This is a genomic window from Sphingomonas sp. DC4900 (assembly GCF_049896485.1).
In the GTDB taxonomy this organism is placed as follows: domain Bacteria; phylum Pseudomonadota; class Alphaproteobacteria; order Sphingomonadales; family Sphingomonadaceae; genus Sphingomonas; species Sphingomonas aquatilis.
Window position 1 is genome coordinate 20,524 of the sequence record NZ_JAFCUK010000004.1, and the last position, 17,767, is coordinate 38,290.

General features: G+C 68.7%; 15 protein-coding genes. 7 read left to right on the top strand and 8 right to left on the bottom strand.

What is annotated here, in order from left to right; all coding sequences use genetic code 11:
* Positions 1 to 19: 19 nt before the first annotated feature.
* From ACP690_RS06565 to ACP690_RS06575, 3 genes are all read right to left on the bottom strand, one after another.
* The gene (locus ACP690_RS06565) at positions 20 to 478 is read right to left on the bottom strand and encodes a hypothetical protein (protein ID WP_426260539.1); all 459 of its coding nucleotides are present in this window, start codon (positions 476 to 478) and stop codon (positions 20 to 22) included.
* A gap of 344 nt (positions 479 to 822) precedes the next feature.
* A complete protein-coding gene (locus ACP690_RS06570; protein WP_426260540.1) occupies positions 823 to 1,947 on the bottom strand; it encodes a metallophosphoesterase in 1,125 nt (374 codons plus the stop codon).
* A 16-nt stretch (positions 1,948 to 1,963) separates the two neighbouring features.
* On the bottom strand, positions 1,964 to 3,232 hold the full coding sequence (locus ACP690_RS06575; RefSeq protein WP_426260541.1) for an MFS transporter: 1,269 nt from the start codon (positions 3,230 to 3,232) through the stop codon (positions 1,964 to 1,966).
* 207 nt (positions 3,233 to 3,439) lie between these two features.
* Here ACP690_RS06575 and ACP690_RS06580 point away from each other — a divergent pair, with 207 nt between their 5' ends.
* The 6 genes from ACP690_RS06580 (at position 3,440) to ACP690_RS06605 (ending at position 9,429) form a co-directional block, all read left to right on the top strand.
* Entirely contained in the window at positions 3,440 to 4,027 is a 588-nt protein-coding gene (locus ACP690_RS06580; RefSeq protein WP_426260542.1) for an RNA polymerase sigma factor, read from the top strand.
* 3 nt (positions 4,028 to 4,030) lie between these two features.
* Positions 4,031 to 4,990 (top strand): FecR family protein, encoded by a 960-nt coding sequence (locus ACP690_RS06585; RefSeq protein ID WP_426260543.1) that lies wholly within the window; start codon positions 4,031 to 4,033, stop codon positions 4,988 to 4,990.
* Positions 4,991 to 5,284: 294 nt separating this feature from the next.
* The gene (locus ACP690_RS06590; RefSeq protein ID WP_426260544.1) at positions 5,285 to 7,228 is read left to right on the top strand and encodes a TonB-dependent receptor; all 1,944 of its coding nucleotides are present in this window, start codon (positions 5,285 to 5,287) and stop codon (positions 7,226 to 7,228) included.
* Positions 7,229 to 7,313: 85 nt separating this feature from the next.
* On the top strand, positions 7,314 to 7,880 hold the full coding sequence (locus tag ACP690_RS06595) for an outer membrane protein (protein WP_426260545.1): 567 nt from the start codon (positions 7,314 to 7,316) through the stop codon (positions 7,878 to 7,880).
* Positions 7,881 to 8,001: 121 nt separating this feature from the next.
* On the top strand, positions 8,002 to 8,871 hold the full coding sequence (locus ACP690_RS06600; protein ID WP_147035931.1) for a hypothetical protein: 870 nt from the start codon (positions 8,002 to 8,004) through the stop codon (positions 8,869 to 8,871).
* 3 nt (positions 8,872 to 8,874) lie between these two features.
* Positions 8,875 to 9,429, top strand: coding sequence for a DUF4189 domain-containing protein (locus tag ACP690_RS06605; RefSeq protein ID WP_426260546.1), 555 nt, complete (start codon positions 8,875 to 8,877; stop codon positions 9,427 to 9,429).
* A 124-nt stretch (positions 9,430 to 9,553) separates the two neighbouring features.
* On the opposite strand, the gene ACP690_RS06610 is transcribed toward ACP690_RS06605, so the two are convergent.
* Complete coding sequence (locus tag ACP690_RS06610) at positions 9,554 to 10,927, bottom strand: sensor histidine kinase (protein WP_426260547.1); 1,374 nt, start codon at positions 10,925 to 10,927, stop codon at positions 9,554 to 9,556.
* Positions 10,924 to 11,643 (bottom strand): response regulator, encoded by a 720-nt coding sequence (locus tag ACP690_RS06615; RefSeq protein WP_426260548.1) that lies wholly within the window; start codon positions 11,641 to 11,643, stop codon positions 10,924 to 10,926. Before ACP690_RS06615 ends, ACP690_RS06610 begins: the two co-directional genes overlap by 4 nt.
* A gap of 125 nt (positions 11,644 to 11,768) precedes the next feature.
* Between ACP690_RS06615 and ACP690_RS06620 the strand changes: the two genes are divergently transcribed.
* Positions 11,769 to 14,237, top strand: a complete 2,469-nt coding sequence (locus tag ACP690_RS06620; RefSeq protein ID WP_426260549.1) for a TonB-dependent receptor — start codon at positions 11,769 to 11,771, stop codon at positions 14,235 to 14,237.
* A gap of 25 nt (positions 14,238 to 14,262) precedes the next feature.
* Here ACP690_RS06620 and ACP690_RS06625 read toward each other — a convergent pair whose 3' ends face one another.
* The 3 genes from ACP690_RS06625 to ACP690_RS06635 all read right to left on the bottom strand — a co-directional run bounded on the left by ACP690_RS06625 (position 14,263) and on the right by ACP690_RS06635 (position 17,762).
* Entirely contained in the window at positions 14,263 to 15,450 is a 1,188-nt protein-coding gene (locus ACP690_RS06625; protein ID WP_426260550.1) for a DUF2252 family protein, read from the bottom strand.
* 232 nt (positions 15,451 to 15,682) lie between these two features.
* Positions 15,683 to 17,008: a PQQ-binding-like beta-propeller repeat protein gene (locus ACP690_RS06630; protein ID WP_426260551.1), complete on the bottom strand. Its 1,326-nt coding sequence runs from the start codon at positions 17,006 to 17,008 to the stop codon at positions 15,683 to 15,685.
* A 31-nt stretch (positions 17,009 to 17,039) separates the two neighbouring features.
* Entirely contained in the window at positions 17,040 to 17,762 is a 723-nt protein-coding gene (locus tag ACP690_RS06635) for a tetratricopeptide repeat protein (RefSeq protein ID WP_017979295.1), read from the bottom strand.
* Positions 17,763 to 17,767 lie beyond the last annotated feature (5 nt).

Consider the following 17,767-nt stretch of genomic DNA (forward strand, 5'->3'; position numbering starts at 1 on the left):
GGCGATCGCGCCCACGTCGTCATCGATCTGCCGGTACGTCCGTAAGATCGAGAAATGGCCCGCCCCAGTTGGGCACCGCCCGCTCGCGGTTCGTCGTTGCAACGATGACCGAATAGGCGAAACCGCGCCAGCCGGGCCCGGGGTATGCGGCAGCCAGATGCTCCGCCTCTCTCACCTCACCCGAGCGGGTCAACTGGTGGATGAGACGAACACGTACTCTTGCCGCACTCGCACGCTCAAACACGCTTCCTGCGGTCAGAGACGCAGGGGCCGCCGCGGCGGTGCGTGCCAAGGATCGAGCGCCTTCCACATCGCCTGCCGACAAGCGCCGTTCGGTAATTTCCGACTGGGTCCGGGCAAGGACCAACGGCTTTTTAGCGGCGGCAGCCGAATCCAGCGCTTTCGCATCGTTGCCAGCCTTGAACCAGACGGCCGCAGCATTCTCGGCACCCAATCCATTCGGGCAAAGCCGCGCCATTGCCCCAGTCGTCTGAAGTCGCGCCAAATAGGCAGCCAGCACCGTACTATTGAGCTCCGGGAGCCATTCCAGAACCCCCGACAGACCGTCATCGACCGTTGCACAATCCGTGGAGGGGGCAGCATGTTCGTCACCATAAGGGCGCGGTCGAGATCGCTGGCCATCAGAAAATCGTAGATCAGTCCGCGCGCTTGCATGCGCGGCTCACCTGCCTGGCTGTTGATCGGAGTGGTATTGCTCGTAAAACGCCGGCGAACGCGCGCTATCGCGTCATCCGGCCTCCCTTCGATGAGATCGACCGACGTGGTATCCAGCCGCCCGGTGGCTATTGGTAGACAGCCGCGTCATTCCGGTGGTCCGCCGTTCTTGTTCGGGCCTAGCTGCAATCCGTCGATGCTGGCGATCGGCCAGGCGCCGATGGCGTGGGCGTCGGTGCCGAGGCCTGCGTGGAGGCGGCGTTTGGGGATGTCCTGTTCGCCGCGGACGAGAAGGTCGATCCGGTCGTGAGCGTCGCCGCACGTCACGGTGACGGCATGCGCGCCGGCCTGTTCCATCGAAACGGTCGCCTGCCATAGTCCGTCGTCGGCGCGATGCATGGGGGCGGGGGGACCGTCGTCGATGCGCAACTCGACCGTCGCATCCGCCGCCGCGCCCAAGAGGCGCGCGACGATGGTGACGGCGCCGGGGCGCGGCACCTGATGCGGATCGGCGGGGCGCGTCACCAGACGGGCGTCGCACGGGCTGACGATCTGAACATGCGGCCAGGCGGCGTCGAGACGACGGAAGCGCCAGCTGGGCACGCGGCCATGGACGCAGACGATCGCAAAGCCGGCGCGTCCGGCATCCTCCTCGATCTGGGCGGTCGAACGGGTCGCGCCATAGATGACGCGGCCGTCGTTCAGCAGTTCGTTGTAATGTGTGTGGCCGGTATCGACGAACGCTACGCGCGCGTCGGCGAAGGTGCGGGCGATGCTATCGCCGTCGGCGGCAAGGTCGCCCGGATAGGCGTGCATGAAGACCAGCGGCACCTGATCGGCCGCCTCGGCCCGGGCGAGCTCTTCGGCCAGCCGGTTGCGGTGGTGCATGGTCACGCGGAAGTCGGGGCCGCCAGCCCCCGCCGATATGATGTCGAGGAACAGGCAGCGATAGCCCGCGATCGTCTCCGCCTCCGGGCGGTTGGCGGCGGGGATGGCGGCGTCGTAATGGGCAAGATCGCCGGGCTCGAAATCATGGTCGCCGGGAATGATCCGCCACGGTATCTGGAGCGGGCCCAGCGCGGCCATCATCCGCGCATATTGGTCGGGCGTGCCGTGGTTGGCGTTGTCGCCGGGGACGAAGACGAAGTCGATCCCGTCGGCGACGCGATTAACCTGATCGACGATCGATTCGAGCCGGCCTAGGCCCTGCCAGTCGTCGGCCTCGTCGAGGTGCAGGTCGCCGATATGCGCCCAGCAGATTGAAGTGCCCATCGGATCGTCCTTTCACCTAGTCCTGATCGGTGCCGGCGCAGGCCGGGCGCAGCGTGGCGGCAAAGCCGATCCACAGCGCAAGGCTGGCGATCGCGAAGCTGCCGAGAATGAAGAAACAGGCGCGATAGCCGAAGGCCTGCGCGATCCACCCGCCGATCGCGGGCGACAGGCTGGCGCCGACGCCCTGCACGGTCATCACCGCGCCCTGGCCGACGTTGACGCGCCCCGTGCCTTTGAGCAGGCAGGCGACGAGGCCCGGCACCGCCACGCTCTGCAGCCCTGCGCCGATGCCGTCGAGCGCCTGAACGGGCCAGACGCCCCAATGCTGGATGATCGTGCCCGCGAGAAACCCACGCAGCGGCAGCGCCGCGAACGAAATCAGCAGGACGAGCCAATAGCCGCGCCCTGCCGCGACCTTCATCGCGACGATGCTGGCGGCAATCATCACCGCCTGCGCGACGACGACCGTGGTCGCGGTGAACAGCGCCGGATTGCCCTGGCCCGCGCCGACGACTGCCAGCGTATACAGCGGCAGCATTCCGCCGTTACCGAGATGGAAGCAGGCGAGCGCCAGCGCCAGGATCAGCATCGGCTTGTTGCGCATCAGCACCTTGAAGCCTTCGGCCTTGCCGCCGTCCTGCCCTTCGTCGCCCTTTTCCAGGCCACGTGCCGCCTGATGGTCGATCGCCCGTTCGGGGATCGAGAGGACGGAGATGATCGCGAGCACGCCGAAGGCGGCCGACAGATAGAAGATCGCGGGCATGCCGAACTTCCATCCCAGCCATCCGGACAGGCCGGCGCCGATCATATTGCCGGCGTGGTTGAAGGCCTGGTTGCGGCCGTTCTGCGCGTTGAAGCCCTTTTGCCGGACGACGCCCAGCGTCATCCCCGCCACCGCCGGGCCGATCGCGGCGCCGGCAATCGCGGTCGCCACCTGGCTGACCGTCACCACCGCCCAGGCCTGCGACCACAGGATCAGGAAGGACGCGAGCACGGTACAGATGCCGGTGACGACAACGACCAGCCGCTTCTTCGTCGTGTGATCGATGAACGCGCCCGCCGGCGCGGTGAACAGCATGCCGGCGACACCGCCGGCGGTCATGACGGTGCCGATCGGCCCGGACTGCCAGCCACGCTGTTGCAGGAAGACGCCGAGGAACGGGCCGATGCCCGCCTGCATGTCCGCCATGAAGAAATTGAGGGCCGCCAGCGCGCCGGTCGCACGCTTGCGATCGGCCGTGCCGTCAGTGGAGGGCGTCGTGATCGTACCTGCCGTCGTTGCCATCGCCGCCTCCAGATCGTGCGGCCCCAACACAGCAACACTTTGAAATATCCGCGTCGGACATGATTTAGATCAAATAAGCCCGACGAAAGAGGGGCGGCGGTAAAGGCCGCGGGATGCCACGCTCTCATGATCCCATCGGCTATCGCGGTGCCGGGTGGGGCGGCCCGCCACCGAGCCACAGGGTTGCATAGCGTCGCCGGTGCGGCAATGAACGCCGCCATTGCTGCGGATCACGGTGGTCCATGCCCGTCGCGGGACAATCGCAACGAAGATGGTATCGGCTTGCTTCCCAGTTCCGGGCTACTCCACGTTTATACGTCGCTTCGGCCCGAGGTGCTGCGTTTCCTGACGGCTCGCCTGGGCGAACCGGCGCTGGCGGAGGACGCGATGCAGGAGTTGTGGTTGCGACTGGAGAGTGGCGCGACCGGCCCCATCGCCAATCCCCGCGCCTATTTGTACCGCGCAGCCCAGAACGTCGCGCTCGACATGATCCGCACCCGGCGGCGGCGCGTCGTGCGCGATGGTGCGTGGGCCGTCGAGCGGGGCGGCGCGGGCGACGAGCCGGTCGACCCGACCCCCGCTGTAGACCAGCAGATGGTGGAGCGGGAGGAAACGGCGCGGCTCGCCGCTGCGATCGCCGCGCTGCCCGAGGCGGCGGGGCGGGCCTTTCGGATGCACAAGTTCGACGGGCTGAGCCATGCGGAGATCGCCGCGCGGCTGGGAATCAGCCGGAGCGGGGTCGAAAAACACATTGCGGTGGCGATGGTGCATTTGCGCCGCGCCCTGAAGGACTGAGGAATGGTGGACGGGCGGCGTCTGGACGACATGAGCGCGGACATCGACGAAGCGGCGGCGCGCTGGCATCTGGCGCAGGCCGATGACGCTATGGACTGGGCGGCCTTCACCGACTGGCTGGAGGCCGATCCGCGCCATCGCGATGCCTATGACGCCATGGCCCTGCTGGACGATCGCATCGATGCGGCGGGACCGACGCTGCACCCTCGATCCGCGGATCCGCTGCCTGGGCGGCGTAGTCCGCGCTGGGGCGCCTGGAGCGCGATCGCCGCCGCCGTGATCGCAGCGGTGCTGGGCCTGCTGTATCAGGGGCGGCGAACTGGCGAACCGGCGGTCATCGCCTATCGCACCGCTCCCGGACAGGTGCGGACGATCCGTCTGGCCGATGGGTCGCGTGCCATCCTGGCGCCCGGCAGCGTGCTTGGCGTCCCGTCCTCGCGCGAACAGGCGCTGACGCTGGACGGAGCCGCGTTTTTCGATGTGCGCCACGATGCCGGCCGACCGCTGACCGTCCAAGCCGGCCGCTACACGATCCGCGACGTCGGCACGCGGTTCGATATCGCGATGGGCGAGGGGATGGTGCGGGTCGCGGTGGCCGAGGGAGAAGTGGCGGTCTCGTCGCCCGATCGCGGCGACGCGATGGCGGTGGTGGCGGGCCGCGCGCTGACGATGCAGGGTCAGGATCGCGGCGTGCTACGATCGATCGACGTGAACACGGTCGGCGGATGGCGGAGCGGGCCGCTGGTGTATGACGACGTCCCGCTGGGCCTCGTCGTCGCGGATATCGCGCGGGCGAGCGGAACGGCGGTAACGGTCGACCCCGCCTTGGCGGAACGCCGCTTTTCGGGGATGATCGCGCAAGGCGACGGGCGGAAAATGGCCCAGTCTCTCGCTGCGCTGACAGGGCTGCCACTGCGGGTGGATGGTGATGCGATACATCTGGCCGATCGCACCGCTCGTTAGCCTCGCGGTCGCGCCAGTAGCGGCGGAGAGCGGACGCTATCACCTGAATATCGACGCACGTGATCTAACCGGCGCGCTGGCGCAGCTATCGGCGCAGGCGCAGATTTCGATCACGCAGGATGGCACCTTGCCACGGCTGGCGCCGGTGCGGTTACGCGGCAGGATGACCGCAGAGGACGCGCTGGCGCAGTTGCTCGGCCCGCTCGGGTGGGAAGCGGTGCGCGTCGCGCCGCAGGCCTATCGCTTGCGCCCCGCGCGGCGCCGGTCGCGACGGCGCCCGTCGAGGACGTGCCGTTGCCCGACATCGTCGTCACCGGCCGTAAGCGCGACGAGGTCATGTCCACCATTCCGGCCCCGGTCGCGATCCTGCGCCCGGACATGGCGGGGGGCGGAGCAATCGGCACGACGCGTGACCTTGCGCGGGCCGTCGATGGCCTTACGCTGACCGGTGCGGGGCCGGGCGCGGACCGGCTGTTCTTGCGCGGTATCGCCGACAGCGTGTTCAACGGCTTTAGCCAGTCGCCGGTCAGCGTCCAGCTCGACGATGCGCGCATCGCCTTCGATGGCGCCGATCCCGCCCTGCGGCTGGTCGATGTTGCGCGTGTCGAGATACTGAAGGGACCGCAGGGGCCTTTATATGGAACGGGCGCGCTGGGCGGCGTGTATCGGATCGTCACGAACCGTCCGGTGCTGGATAGGGTGGAGACGGACGTGGGCGTCGGCCTGTCCGGAGTCGCGGGCGGCGGCATCGGGCCGTCTGCGCAAGGCGTCGTCAACGTGCCGCTGATCCACGATGGGCTGGGGCTGCGCATCGTCGGCTATGGCACGGTCGATCCGGGCTGGATCGACGACGATGATGGTCGCCGCAATATCAACCGGACGGTGACTCGCGGCGCACGGCTCGCGCTTCGCGCCGCACCCGTCGGGTCATGGTTGATCGACGCCAGCGCGGTGCGGCAGGCGATCGATGCCCGCGATACGTCCTATGTCGATCGCGCCGACGCGTACCGTCGCAGCGTGCCGACCGCGGAGCCGTATCAGGCGCGCCTGTCGCATTATCAGGGATCGATCACGGGGCCGATCGGGGCGCTGCGGCTGACCGTCGCGACCGGGCTGACGACGCAGAGCCAAAGCCAGCGCTACGATGGCGGCATACTCACCCCCGGCGTGCCGATCGCCATCTACAACGACCGGATGTTGCGCGTGGTGGACCAGGAAATCCGCGTCAATTCGGCGGAGGGCGGGGAGCTCGTCTGGGTGGCGGGTGCCGCGTTCCTGTCGACGCGGACCGAGGGCAATCTGGTCGGACTGGCGCGCAACGGGATCGTCACGCGTCGTGGGGCCGCCAGTCGCGCGGTGACGGAGGCGGCGGTGTTCGTCGACGGGTCGGCGGCGCTGACGGCGCATTGGCGATTAGGGCTTGGCCTCCGGGTCTTTCGCGCGGGAACACGCAACGACAGCTTCGGGATCGATCGCGCAGTCGGCCGCGCGCCGGCAGAGATCGGGGTGACGCCCAACGTCTCGCTATCTTACACCCCCAATCCGGGGCAGATCGTCTATGCCCGCATCGCCACGGCCTACCGCCCGGGCGGATTGAATACCGACGACGGCGTGACGCGGCGTTACGCGTCCGATCGGGTGCGCGCGATCGACCTCGGCGGCCGGATGCGACTGCTTGGCGGGCGGCTGGGCATCGACGGCAATCTGTTCCTCACCCGGTGGAGCGATATCCAGTCCGACTATCTCCGTCCCGAAGGCTGGATCGGCACGCGCAACGCGGGACGCGCCAGCATCGTCGGCGTGGACGCGAGCGTCGACTGGCAGGCCACAGAAGGCTGGCGGATCGTGGCGGGCGGGGTGGCGCAGCGCCCGCGGCGTCGCGATGGGCCCTCACGCTGTTTGCCGTTGGTCCCCGATCTGTCGGCACGGCTGGCGGTGTCTCGGGCACAGACGCTGGGCGGGTGGCAGGTCGTGCCGCGCCTGTCCGCCGAACTGACCGGCGCCACACATCTGGGGCTGGATTACCCCGCCGATCGGCGGATGCCGGCCCGCGTCATCGGGCGATTCGGTGTGGTCGGCCAGTCTCGCCAACTGACGCTGGCGCTCGACGTCGACAACCTGACCGGGGTGCGTGTCGATACCCTGGCCTTCGGCAATCCCTTCGCTGCGACGACCGCCCGTTACTACACGCCATATCATCCGCGCACCCTGACCCTCTCGGCCACCCGGCGCTTCTAGAAAAAAGTTCGCGGCCCGGACTGCGGTTCCTCCGTGTCAGCACGTCGATGCGATCGTGCGAGACGATCAACACGAAGGAATGACGATGCGATGGACTGCCGCCCTTTCGATTCTGGCCCTGATCGGCGCGACGCCTGCCGCCGCGCAGGATCACGTGGCCCGGCCTTTCGAGGGGGGCAGCGTTACGCTGATCGTCGGCGTCGACGGCGCCAACCGCTTCAGCGACTGGAGCGCCGGCGCGACCTATGGCGGGCAGATCGGCTATGACTGGCAGCGGAACGGTCTGGTCGTCGGCGTCGAGGGCGAATTGACCGGCTCGTCGAACCGCCAGTGCAGCGTCCGCTATTCGACGAGCGGCAGCAATAGCAGCCTGTGCGTGACGACGGGACGGGACGCTTATGTCGGAGGCCGTCTCGGAACACCGATCGGCGATGCGACGCTGCTATATGGCAAGGCGGGCTATACCAATGTTGAGCAGATGTTCGCCGCGCGCCAGACGACCAGCGGTACGGTCGACGGGTTTCGTCTTGGCGCGGGCGTCGAGCATCACGTCAGCGATCGCACGACGCTGAAGGCCGAATATCGCTACGCCAACTACGCTGGCAGCTACGACCGGCATCAGGCGGTGGTCGGCCTCGGCTTCCGGTTCTGATCCCGTTTCGTCCGGCGCGCGGACACACCGCGCAGGACCCGACATTCCGGGTTGATCTGCATCAATCTGTCCTATACGGGCAACACAGCCATTTGGTCCATTCCTGACGCAGGAGATCACAATGCGGTTCATTCCCATCGCGCTCGTTCTGGCCGCAACGGCCTCCACTGCCTGGGCCGATCGGCCCGGTGAGGATCATCCGCTGTTGCCGCGTTATGCCGGCGCCGCGATCAAGAACTACCGGCCGCCGGCAGAGGATCAGGTGGTCCTGCCGATCGCCCGCATCGACGATGCGACGACGACGCGGGCTGTGCGGACGCTCGAGGGGCGGGTCACGCATATCGACTATGCGACGCCCACGGCGGTTCCGACGCTGGCGGTGGGCCGTTATTACACCGGGCTGTTACAGCGCGCCGGCTATCGCACCGTGTTCGACTGCACGGGCACCGTGGCGTGCGGCAAGGATATGGGGCGGCTGATCTTCCTGACCGATCGCGTCGCGCCGGACGGGTTTGCCGATGGGCTGTTCGGCAACCGGATGCGCGTCATCGTCGCGCAGCGCGGGGACGATTGGGTGATGCTCCATTTGTTCGAGGGGCCGGACCGCACGACGATCTACGAAGTGACGGTCGACAAGAGCGCGGCCGGGGCCGCGACGGGCGAGGCGACCGCGTCCGCCGCCGGCGGGACGGGACCGAAGGTCCACACCTCCAAGGCGCGCGACGTCACCGACTGTTCCAAGACGGTCAACGGCGGCATGAAGGCGGCCTATGGCATGGCGCTGGGCGGGCTGCTCGGCAGCAAGATTGGCGGCGGCGGGCAGGGGGCCGTGGCCGCCAGCGCCGCCGGTGGCGCCGTGGGGGCCGAACTGGACAAGCAGCATCGCTGCGGCCCCGGCGCTCAGATCGAAAGCAACGCCGCCACCGACACGCCGCCCGAGAAGCCGAAGAAGCGGAGCCTCGGCGGCCTGCGCAACGCGCTGGGGCTGTAGCACATGCTGGCACAACGCCGCGCTGTGCTCTGGGGGACGATGGCCCTGGCGGTGCCGGCCATCGCCCTCGGCCTGTCGCGGATATCGCGGGTCGACGCGCAGGTGCGGCCGCCCTTCATCTGCAACGGTGTCCCCCAGGGGAGTCCCAACTGCGGACCGCCCGTGCCGCGCCTGCAAGGCTTCCACCGGATCGAGCGGGCCTTCGGCGCCATCGCCTATGACAAGGGCAAGGGCGTTTGGTTCGGCAGCTATCAATATCCCTCGAAGCGCGAGGCGCAGGACGGGGTGTTGACCAATTGCCGCCAGAATGGCGGGACGGCGTGTCAGCTGATGCTGTCCTACACCAACCAATGCGCGGCGGTCGCCCGCGCCGTGGAGGGCGGCCGGCCGGTGGTGGGGCATGACAGCGTCGATACCGGCAGCACGCAGGACGAGGCGATCGCCCATGTTCGCCATTCGTGCGAAAGCGACTGGAATACCAAGCAATGCACGGTCCAGCTGGTCAATTGCAGCCACCATAACGTCGTCAAATGGTCCGAGTGGGTCTACGACGATTGAGCGCGGTCGCGTGACGGCTGCAAGCTAGGGCCGTCGGGTGGGCGCTATACCACGTCTGATGCCCCGTATGGCGGCCTCTTCCGCCGTCATCGGGATGTCGAGCGCGGGTGGTTTTCGGAACTGCTCAGGCGGAGGGCAGTCGCAGCGTCGCGATCGTGCCGCCGTCCGGGCCCTCGCCCAAGGTGAAGGTGCCGCGGTGCTGCGCGGCGAAGTCGTGGACGATGCTGAGGCCGAGGCCCGCCCCGCCCGTGCCGCGATTGCGCGAGGCCTCGCCGCGTTCGAAGGGCAGCAGCAGGCGCTCGCGATCCGCGGCGGGAATGCCAGGCCCCGTGTCCGTGACCGACACGAGCACGGTGGCGCCATCCTGCCGCACCGCGACGTCGCCCCCGCCCGCATAATCGGCCGCGTTGCGCACCAGATTTTCGACCGCGCGGCGAAAGGCCGGTTCGGGTAGCCGCACCCACGCATCCTCACCGGGCAGCAGGCGGATGCTCGCCCCGGCGTCGCGTGCATCCGCGACGATCGCGGCGACCAGAGAGCGCACCTCGACGATCGCGGCGGGGGCGGCGGCGTCGCGGGCGAAGGCCAGCACCTCGCCGATCATCGCCTGCATGCGGTCGACATCGGCGACCATGCGCGATCGCTGTGGTTCAGGCGCGGTCTCGACGCGCAGGCGTAGCCCGGTGAGGGGTGTCCGCAGGTCGTGCGCGATCGCGGTCAGCATCCGCGCGCGTTCGGCCGCTTCGATGGCGAGCCGGTTGCGCATCGAGGCGATCGCCGCCGCCGCCTCGCGCAATTCGCGCGGGCCGCCGGGCAGGCCTGCGACCGTATCGTCACGATCGATGGCGCGGGCCAAGATCCGGAACGGCCGGGTCATCCGACGGGCGAAAATCCAGGCGAGGGGGGCGAGCAGCAGCAGGCTGACGCCCAACGCGATGAGGATGTTCCGCTGCCAGCCACCCAGCAGCGGCTGCGTCGCCGATACGGTCAGCCAGCGTCCGTCGGGCTGGCGCACGCTTGCCGCGAAGGCCGTCATCGGCACGCCGATCAGCGCGGCGCGGATCGCCCCGCCGGCCGCCTCGGGCCTCACCATGTCGAACCGCGTGCCGCCCCGCCGCAGAAGGACGATGGACGGCGGTATCGTCGTCGCCCCGGGCGGGGGGACATGGGTGACGGTCGTGCGCTGGACCATGATGTTCGACCGGCGCGTCCCATCGGGCCAGGTTACCCGGATGTCGCCCGGCGATCGGCCGAGTGCGCCGGCGATCAGCCCTTCCAGCATCGGCACGCGCGTGCCCGATGGCGGATCGGCACGCCAGCGTCGGTCGAAGCCGGGCATCGGCCGGCGCAACGCGGCGACCGCCTCGGCCGCGCTGAACCGCGGTGCAGGCGGTTGCGGCGCCAGGATGACGATCGCCGCGGTCGTCGCGACGCTCAGCGTCGCCACGGCGACGCCGAACCCGCCGATCGCGACGAGCGCGCTGGGCGGTCGCCTCATGCCGGCCGCACCGTGGGCAGAAAGCGGTAGCCGACGCCGCGCACCGTTTCGATCAGGGGCGCGGGATCGGCGTCCCCCAGCTTGCGGCGCAAGCGGCTGACCGCAATGTCGATGGCGCGGTCGTAGGAGGCCGCATCGAGACCACGGGCCAGATCCAGCAGTGCATCGCGCGTCAGGATACGGCCGGGACGGCGGACGAAGGCCGCCAGTAGGGCATGCTCGCCCTCGCTGAGCGCCAGCGGGCGTCCGGCCGGGTCGCGCAGTCGCCGCTGCTCCATGTCGAGCCACCAGCCCGCGAAGCTGACACCGTCCTTCGTACCGGAATCGGCGCGCTCCGCGCCGGGGCGGCGCAGCAGCGCGCGCACCCGGGCCAGCAGTTCGCGCGGCTCGAACGGCTTGGTCAGATAGTCCCACGCGCCCACCTCCAACCCGACGATCCGGTCGGTGACCGCATCCAGCGCGCTGAGCATCAGGATCGCCGTCCCCGCCGGGGCAAGCCGGCGGCAGAGCGACAGCCCGTCCTCGCCAGGCATCATCACGTCGAGCACGATCAGGTCGACGGGCGCCTGGGCTAGTTCGTGATCGCAGGCCGCGGCATTGCGCGCGGTGCGCACCGCATAGCCGTGACCGCCCAGAAAGTCGGCGATCGCATCGCGAATGCTGGCGTCGTCATCGACGACGAGGATCGTACTAGGGGCGATGGCCGCGGACTCCATGCCGACCCTCCTAGCAGCGCTGTGTAGCATTTGCGTATCAGCCACGGCTACCGGCGCGCCATCGCCACGCTACCCGCGTCCGCTTCCCTGTCCATCCACGACACCAGCGAGGGAGGAACGGTGTGATGGTTCGGCACGGATGGGCGGCGATGCTGCTGACGGGGGGTGCGGCAAGCGGTGTCGCGGCACAGGAGGCGTCGACGCCGCCCACGCCCGCGCAAGAGGCGAAGCCGGCGGCCAAGGCGGGGCCGCGGATTGAGTTTCGCGGTGCGGACGGCAAGCCGCTTCCGCCGGAGATCCAGCGGGAGTTGGAGGAACGGTTTCGCAAGAATCCTCCGCCCGGGTTCGGCAAAGCGCCGGCGCACGCGCCGGACGATATCGTCGTCGCCGCGCAAAAGCCGCGGGGCGCCGTGGTCGGCAACCTGTCACCCGAGCGCGTATTCAGCCCGGTTGATCTGCGGGCCTATGGCGCCGATTCGATCGGCGCGCTGCTGGAGGCGCTGGGGCCGCAGGTCGCGAGCAACCGCGGGCGGGGCGACGGCACGCCGGTGACGTTGCTCAACGGCCGGCGCATCTCCGACTTTTCGGAAATCGCGCGCATTCCCACCGAGGCGATCGAGCGGATGGAGGTGTTCCCCGAGGAGCTCGCGCTGCAATACGGCTATCGCGCCGACCAGAAGGTCGTGAACATTGTAACCTTCGCAAATTTCCGGTCGCGCGTGGGGCAGCTCGGCTATGTCGCGCCGACCGAGGGCGGCCGGGATAGCACGATCGGCAGTGCCGACTATCTCGCGCTGCGCGGCGATACGCGCGTCAGCCTGGGGGCGACGTACAATCGCGCCGCGGTGCTGCGTGAAAGCGATCGGGATATCGTCCAGATCGGTGGCGTGTCCGACTTGGGTCGGTTGCGAACGCTGCTGCCCCAAACCAAACAGATCGCGGTCAACGGCTTGGTCAGCGGCCGGATGGCGGGCGATTCGACCGCGACGCTGAACGGCCGTTTCGAATCGAACCAGAGCCACAGCCTGTTGGGACGGGCCGGTGACGAGGTGCTGCGGCGGGATGGCGAGCGATCGGTCGCGCATCTCGGCACGACGCTGGGCGGCAGGGAAGGGCAGTGGCAGTGGACGGTCACCGGCACGTACGATCGCATCGGCAGCATCCTCCGCACCGATGTCCCCAGCGACCTGGGGCGACGCGATTCGGCGCGGTTCGTCGATACGCTCGCCGGGGCCGACCTGCTGCTGAACGGTCCGATCGCAGACCTGCCGGCCGGCCCGCTGTCGGCGAGCGTGCAGGCGGGCGTCGCATTCCGGGGGCTCGACAGCCGGTCGTCGATCGGCGGCGTCACGCAGATCGGCGACCTCGCGCGCAACCGGGGGGCGGCACAGATCGACATCGCTTTGCCGATCCTCAGCCGCAAGCCGGGTTCGCCGTCGCCCTTCGGCACGCTCAGCCTCAACGCCAATGTCGCGCTGGAGCGCTTGTCGGACGTCGGGACGCTGCGGACGTTCGGTTACGGCCTCGCCTGGTCACCCGTGCCTGCGGTCAACGTGATCGCATCCGCCACGCATGAGGAGGGCGCGCCGACGCTGGAACAACTCGGTGGCCCCACGCTCGTCACGCCCAACGTCCGGACGTTCGACCTCGCGCGGCGGGAGGTGGTGGACGTCACCCGCGTGTCGGGCGGCAATCCTGGCCTGCGCAGCGACGATCGCCATGTCGTCCGGCTGGGCGTCAACGTCCGCCCGCTGGCGCAGAAGGACCTTACCCTCAGCGTGGATTATGTCGCGACGCGGATCGATCGCCCCATCGCCACCTTTCCGATCGTGACGCCTGATATCGAGGCGGCCTTTCCCGGCCGGTTCACCCGCAACGATCGCGGCCGGCTGACCGGGATCGACGGGCGGCCGCTCAATTTCGCCGAATCCCGCCAACGTCAGTTGCGCTGGGGGGTCAATTTCACACGCCCGCTCGGCGCGGTGCCCCCCGGATTCCAGGCGGCCCGAATGCGGGTGTACAGCAGCGAGGCGGAGGCCATGCGGGCGAACCCGGGGGCCATCATGACGCGCGCGGAGCCGGGCAGCGCCATGGCGCGCGCGGGGGAAAATCTACGCAGCCGGCTGTTCGTCAGCCTCTATCACAATTGGTATCTGAAGGACGCGATCGAGCTGAACGACCGGCTACCGACGCTCGACCTGCTGGATGGTGGCGCGATCGACCTGCGCGGCGGGCGCCGCCGCCACGAGATCGAGGCACAGGCGGGGGTGTTCAAGCGGGGGCTTGGCGCGCGGGTCACGACGACGTGGCAGAGCGGCACGACATTGCAGGGGGCGGGCAGCGCGGGCGACCTGCGGTTCCCAAGCTTCGCCACGGTGAACGTCAACCTGTTCGCCAATCTCGCCGATCGGTTCGGTGGGAAGACTGCGCCTGCATGGCTGAAGGGGACGCGCGCCTCGCTGGGTGTGACGAACCTGTTCAACACCCGGCCGCAGGTCCGCGACCGGCTGGGCGCGACGCCGCTCAGCTATCAGTCCGCCTATCTCGATCCGCTGGGGCGGACGATCAGCTTCACGCTGCGCAAGACGGTGTAGGGCAAGACGGTGTAGCCACGATCGCCTACGCCGCCAGCGCATACCGCCGGCAGTGATCGAGATAGCCTGCCTCATGGCTACCGGAGAGTGAGACGACGCTTTCCCACAGCCATGAGGGGGCATCAAGCTGCCCGTGCCGGCCCGATTCGAGCTGGTCGATCCAGTCCGCGCGCGCGGCGGCGTCCATCTGGCGGGCGTGCGCCGTGCCGACGACGAAGGCGAGGTGGCGGGCGGCGCGGATCGCCTCGCCGCGGCTGAACTGCTCGACCTCCAGCTTCAGGTCGTGCGGGGTCAGCTCACGAATGAACAGCGACCGGTCGAGCATCCGGACCGGCATCATCCGCGCGCCGAGATAGGGCGACAAGTGGCGGGCGGCTGTGGCGACCCGCTCGCCCGGGTCGCGCGGCATCGCCGCACCGCGTGCCGCCGGTGCGACGGGGGCGGTCGCTTCCTTCAGGTCGACCAGCGCATAGGACCAATTGCCCTTGCGCGTCCGGAGCGCGACGATCGCCGCATAGCGCAGCAGGCCCAGCGAACTGCACCCCTTCATCCAATAGGCGGCATCGACCAGCCGGACCTCGCGATCCTTCGGCTTGCCTTTCAGCGACAGGATCATCGCCGCGACGCGCTCGTCGGCGAACAGCGTGGTCAGCGCCTCGCGTTCCTCGGGCGCCAGCTCCCAGAACTTCTTGCCGAGCGGGATGCGCGGCTCCACCGCATCCAGCCGTTCCTTCGCCAGATGGCGCCAGCGCCGGCCCAACGCCTCGCGTTCGACGCTGCGGACGGTATCGGATTCGACGCCGGGGTCGCCGCTGGTCGGGTCGTGGATCGCAGCGGCATAGCCATCGACCATCGCTTCCATCATCCGCATCGTGACGACACCCGGCAGGTCGGAGCCGCGGGCGGCCGTGGCCAGCGACAGGCCAAGCCGGATGAGGTCGTGTGCGGGGTTACCGATGACCGCCTGGTCGAGATCGCGGATCTGGATGGCGACGGACCCGTCGCCGCTGGCGATCGGCCCCAGATTGCCGAGATGGCAGTCGCCGCAAATCCACACCGCCGGCCCCACCGGCACACGCCGTGCCGCGTCGGACGCCGCCAGCCACTCGTAGAATTTCGCCGTATTGCCCCGCACATAGGCATGGGCCGATCGCGCCATCTTCAACGTCCGTCGGGATTCGAGAACGGCAAGACGATCAGAGGGATGCGGCATGGACGGACAGGACCTCGACAGGAAAGACCCCATCACAACGCCGGGCGCGCCCGAAAGTGACGAAAGATTGCTGGCCCGATATGGTACTTTTAGTAGGTTAGGATGGGAGCGCCCGCCGATGGCGACGCTCCATCGCGCCCAAAAAGGTGTCGTCAGACACACAAAGGACGCCGGGCCTGTGGCGGCCGCGGCGTCCCTGTCTTTTCATGCTCCCGTCGCCAGGAGGCGCGGCTTATTTGAACGCCGTCACCTTGCCCGACTGGCCGACCGTGTAGAGCGTGCCGTTCGCCACCACCGGCGGCAGCGCGAAGCTGTCCTTCGTGTCGATCGTGTTCACGATGCTGCCGTCGGTCGGCGAGGTGAAGACGATCTGGCCCAGCGAGTTGGTCAGGATCAGGCGGTTGCCGGCCAGCACCGGACCGAACCAGATGACCTGCGGGCCCTTCTGCTTCTTGGTGTTCTTGAACCGCTGCAATTGCGCGATCCAGCGCGCCTTGCCGTTCGAGCGGGCGAGGCAGACGAGGCGGCCGTTGTCGGTGACGACGAACAGCCAGTCGCCCGCGATCCACGGCGTCGAGATGCCGGCGAAATTCTGTTCCCACAACCGCTGACCGGTCGCGAGATCCAGGCTGACCATACGGCCACCCTGGCCGACCGCAAAGATGCGGCCGTTGTCGATCACCGGATCGGCGTCGATGTCCGACAGGCTCGACACCGACGTGGTGATCGAGGTGCGCGACAGTGCATCGCCCCACAGGACGCGGCCGTTTTCGTAGCGATAGGCGTTCAGCTCACCGCTCGAGAAGCCGGCGACGATCGTGCCCTGGCTGGCGGCCGGTGCCGCGACGCCGAACACGCCCTGCGTTTCCAGCGTGCCGGACTGCGCCCACTGCACCTTGCCGTCGCTCTGGTCGATCGCGAAGATCTGATTGTCCTGGCTCAGCACATAGACCGAACCATTGGCCAGCGTCGGTGCGCCGCGCAGCGGGCCGCCGGGCTTGGCGCGCCAGATTTCCTTGCCGTCCGCAGCGTTGAACGCGACCACGTCGCCCAGGCCGTCGGTGGCGAACACGCGGCCGCCCTCGACGCTGGCACCGCCGCCGAAGCGCGCGGGGCGATTGGCATCGCCGCTCGCGACGCTGGCGCTCCACAGCTTGGCACCTGTATCGGCGGCAAAGGCATGCAGCTGCGCCTGCACGTCGACGATATACAGCTTGTTATCGACGATCACCGGCGCGGCGGCGAGCCGTTCACGCACCGAGCCGCCGTCGATCCGGCTTTCCCAGATGCGCGACGGGGTTTCGGCGAGCGCGAGCTGGCCCATCGACTTGGCGGCATTGCCGCCCGGCTGCGACCAGCTGGCGTTGGCGGCGGGGGCGGGCAGCGTCACCTGGATGTCGGCGATCGACGGATCGGCCTCGATGCCGTTTTCCGACGTCAGGATCGGCACGCGCTGGCCGACGGTCGGCGTCTTCTTGGGTGCGCCCTTGAACACGCCGCAGGCGGACAAGGCCATCAGGGCCGCAATGCCAACCGAGGCACGAATGGTGGTCTTCATCTACGCGAGGCCTTCTCTATCGTGCGGCGGGTTATTGCGCGGTCGCGGCGCTGGCGGGGGTAACGACGCGAACCTTGGCGGCGGATGTATCCACCCCCATCGATCCGGCCATCTGAACCGCGCGTTGACGGATCGTCTCGGGCACGCTCTCGGTGCTGCCGAGCTGGCTGAACATCTGGCCGGCAAGGTCGCGGCGCCCGCTGTCGAGATAGGCCATCGCGACCAGTTCGCCCGCGCTGCCGAAATAGGCGTTGGCGGGAACGGCGATCGGCCGCAGCCGCTCGATCACCACTTGCGGCTTCAGCGTGTCATATTCGGCGACGGTCTGGCGGATCAGCGCGAGATCGCGGAACGGCTGCGCGACGCTGCTGTCGGCGGCGATCGCGGCGAACTTGGCGGCGGCGGCCTTGTCCTGCTTCTTCGACAGCAGGATGTCCGCTTCGGTCATCTGAGCCAGCGCACGATAGCCGGGGCGGCCGGTCTGCGCGATCGGCGCCAGCGCCTTGGCGGCGGCATCGGGCTGGCCGTTGCCGAGCTGGTCGTAGGCGGCCTGCAATTGTTCGCCCTGCACGCCCGCCGCTTCGGTCTGGCGGTGTTGCCAGTACAGGAATCCGCCGAACGCCGCGAGAGCGGCGACGATTCCCACGATGGTCCAGCGGCCATAGCGTTCCCAGAAGGTCAGCAGTTGGTCGCGGCGCAGTTCGTCGTCGACTTCGCGAAGGAACGCATCGTTGTTTTGCGGCGTAAGGGCCAAGGAGG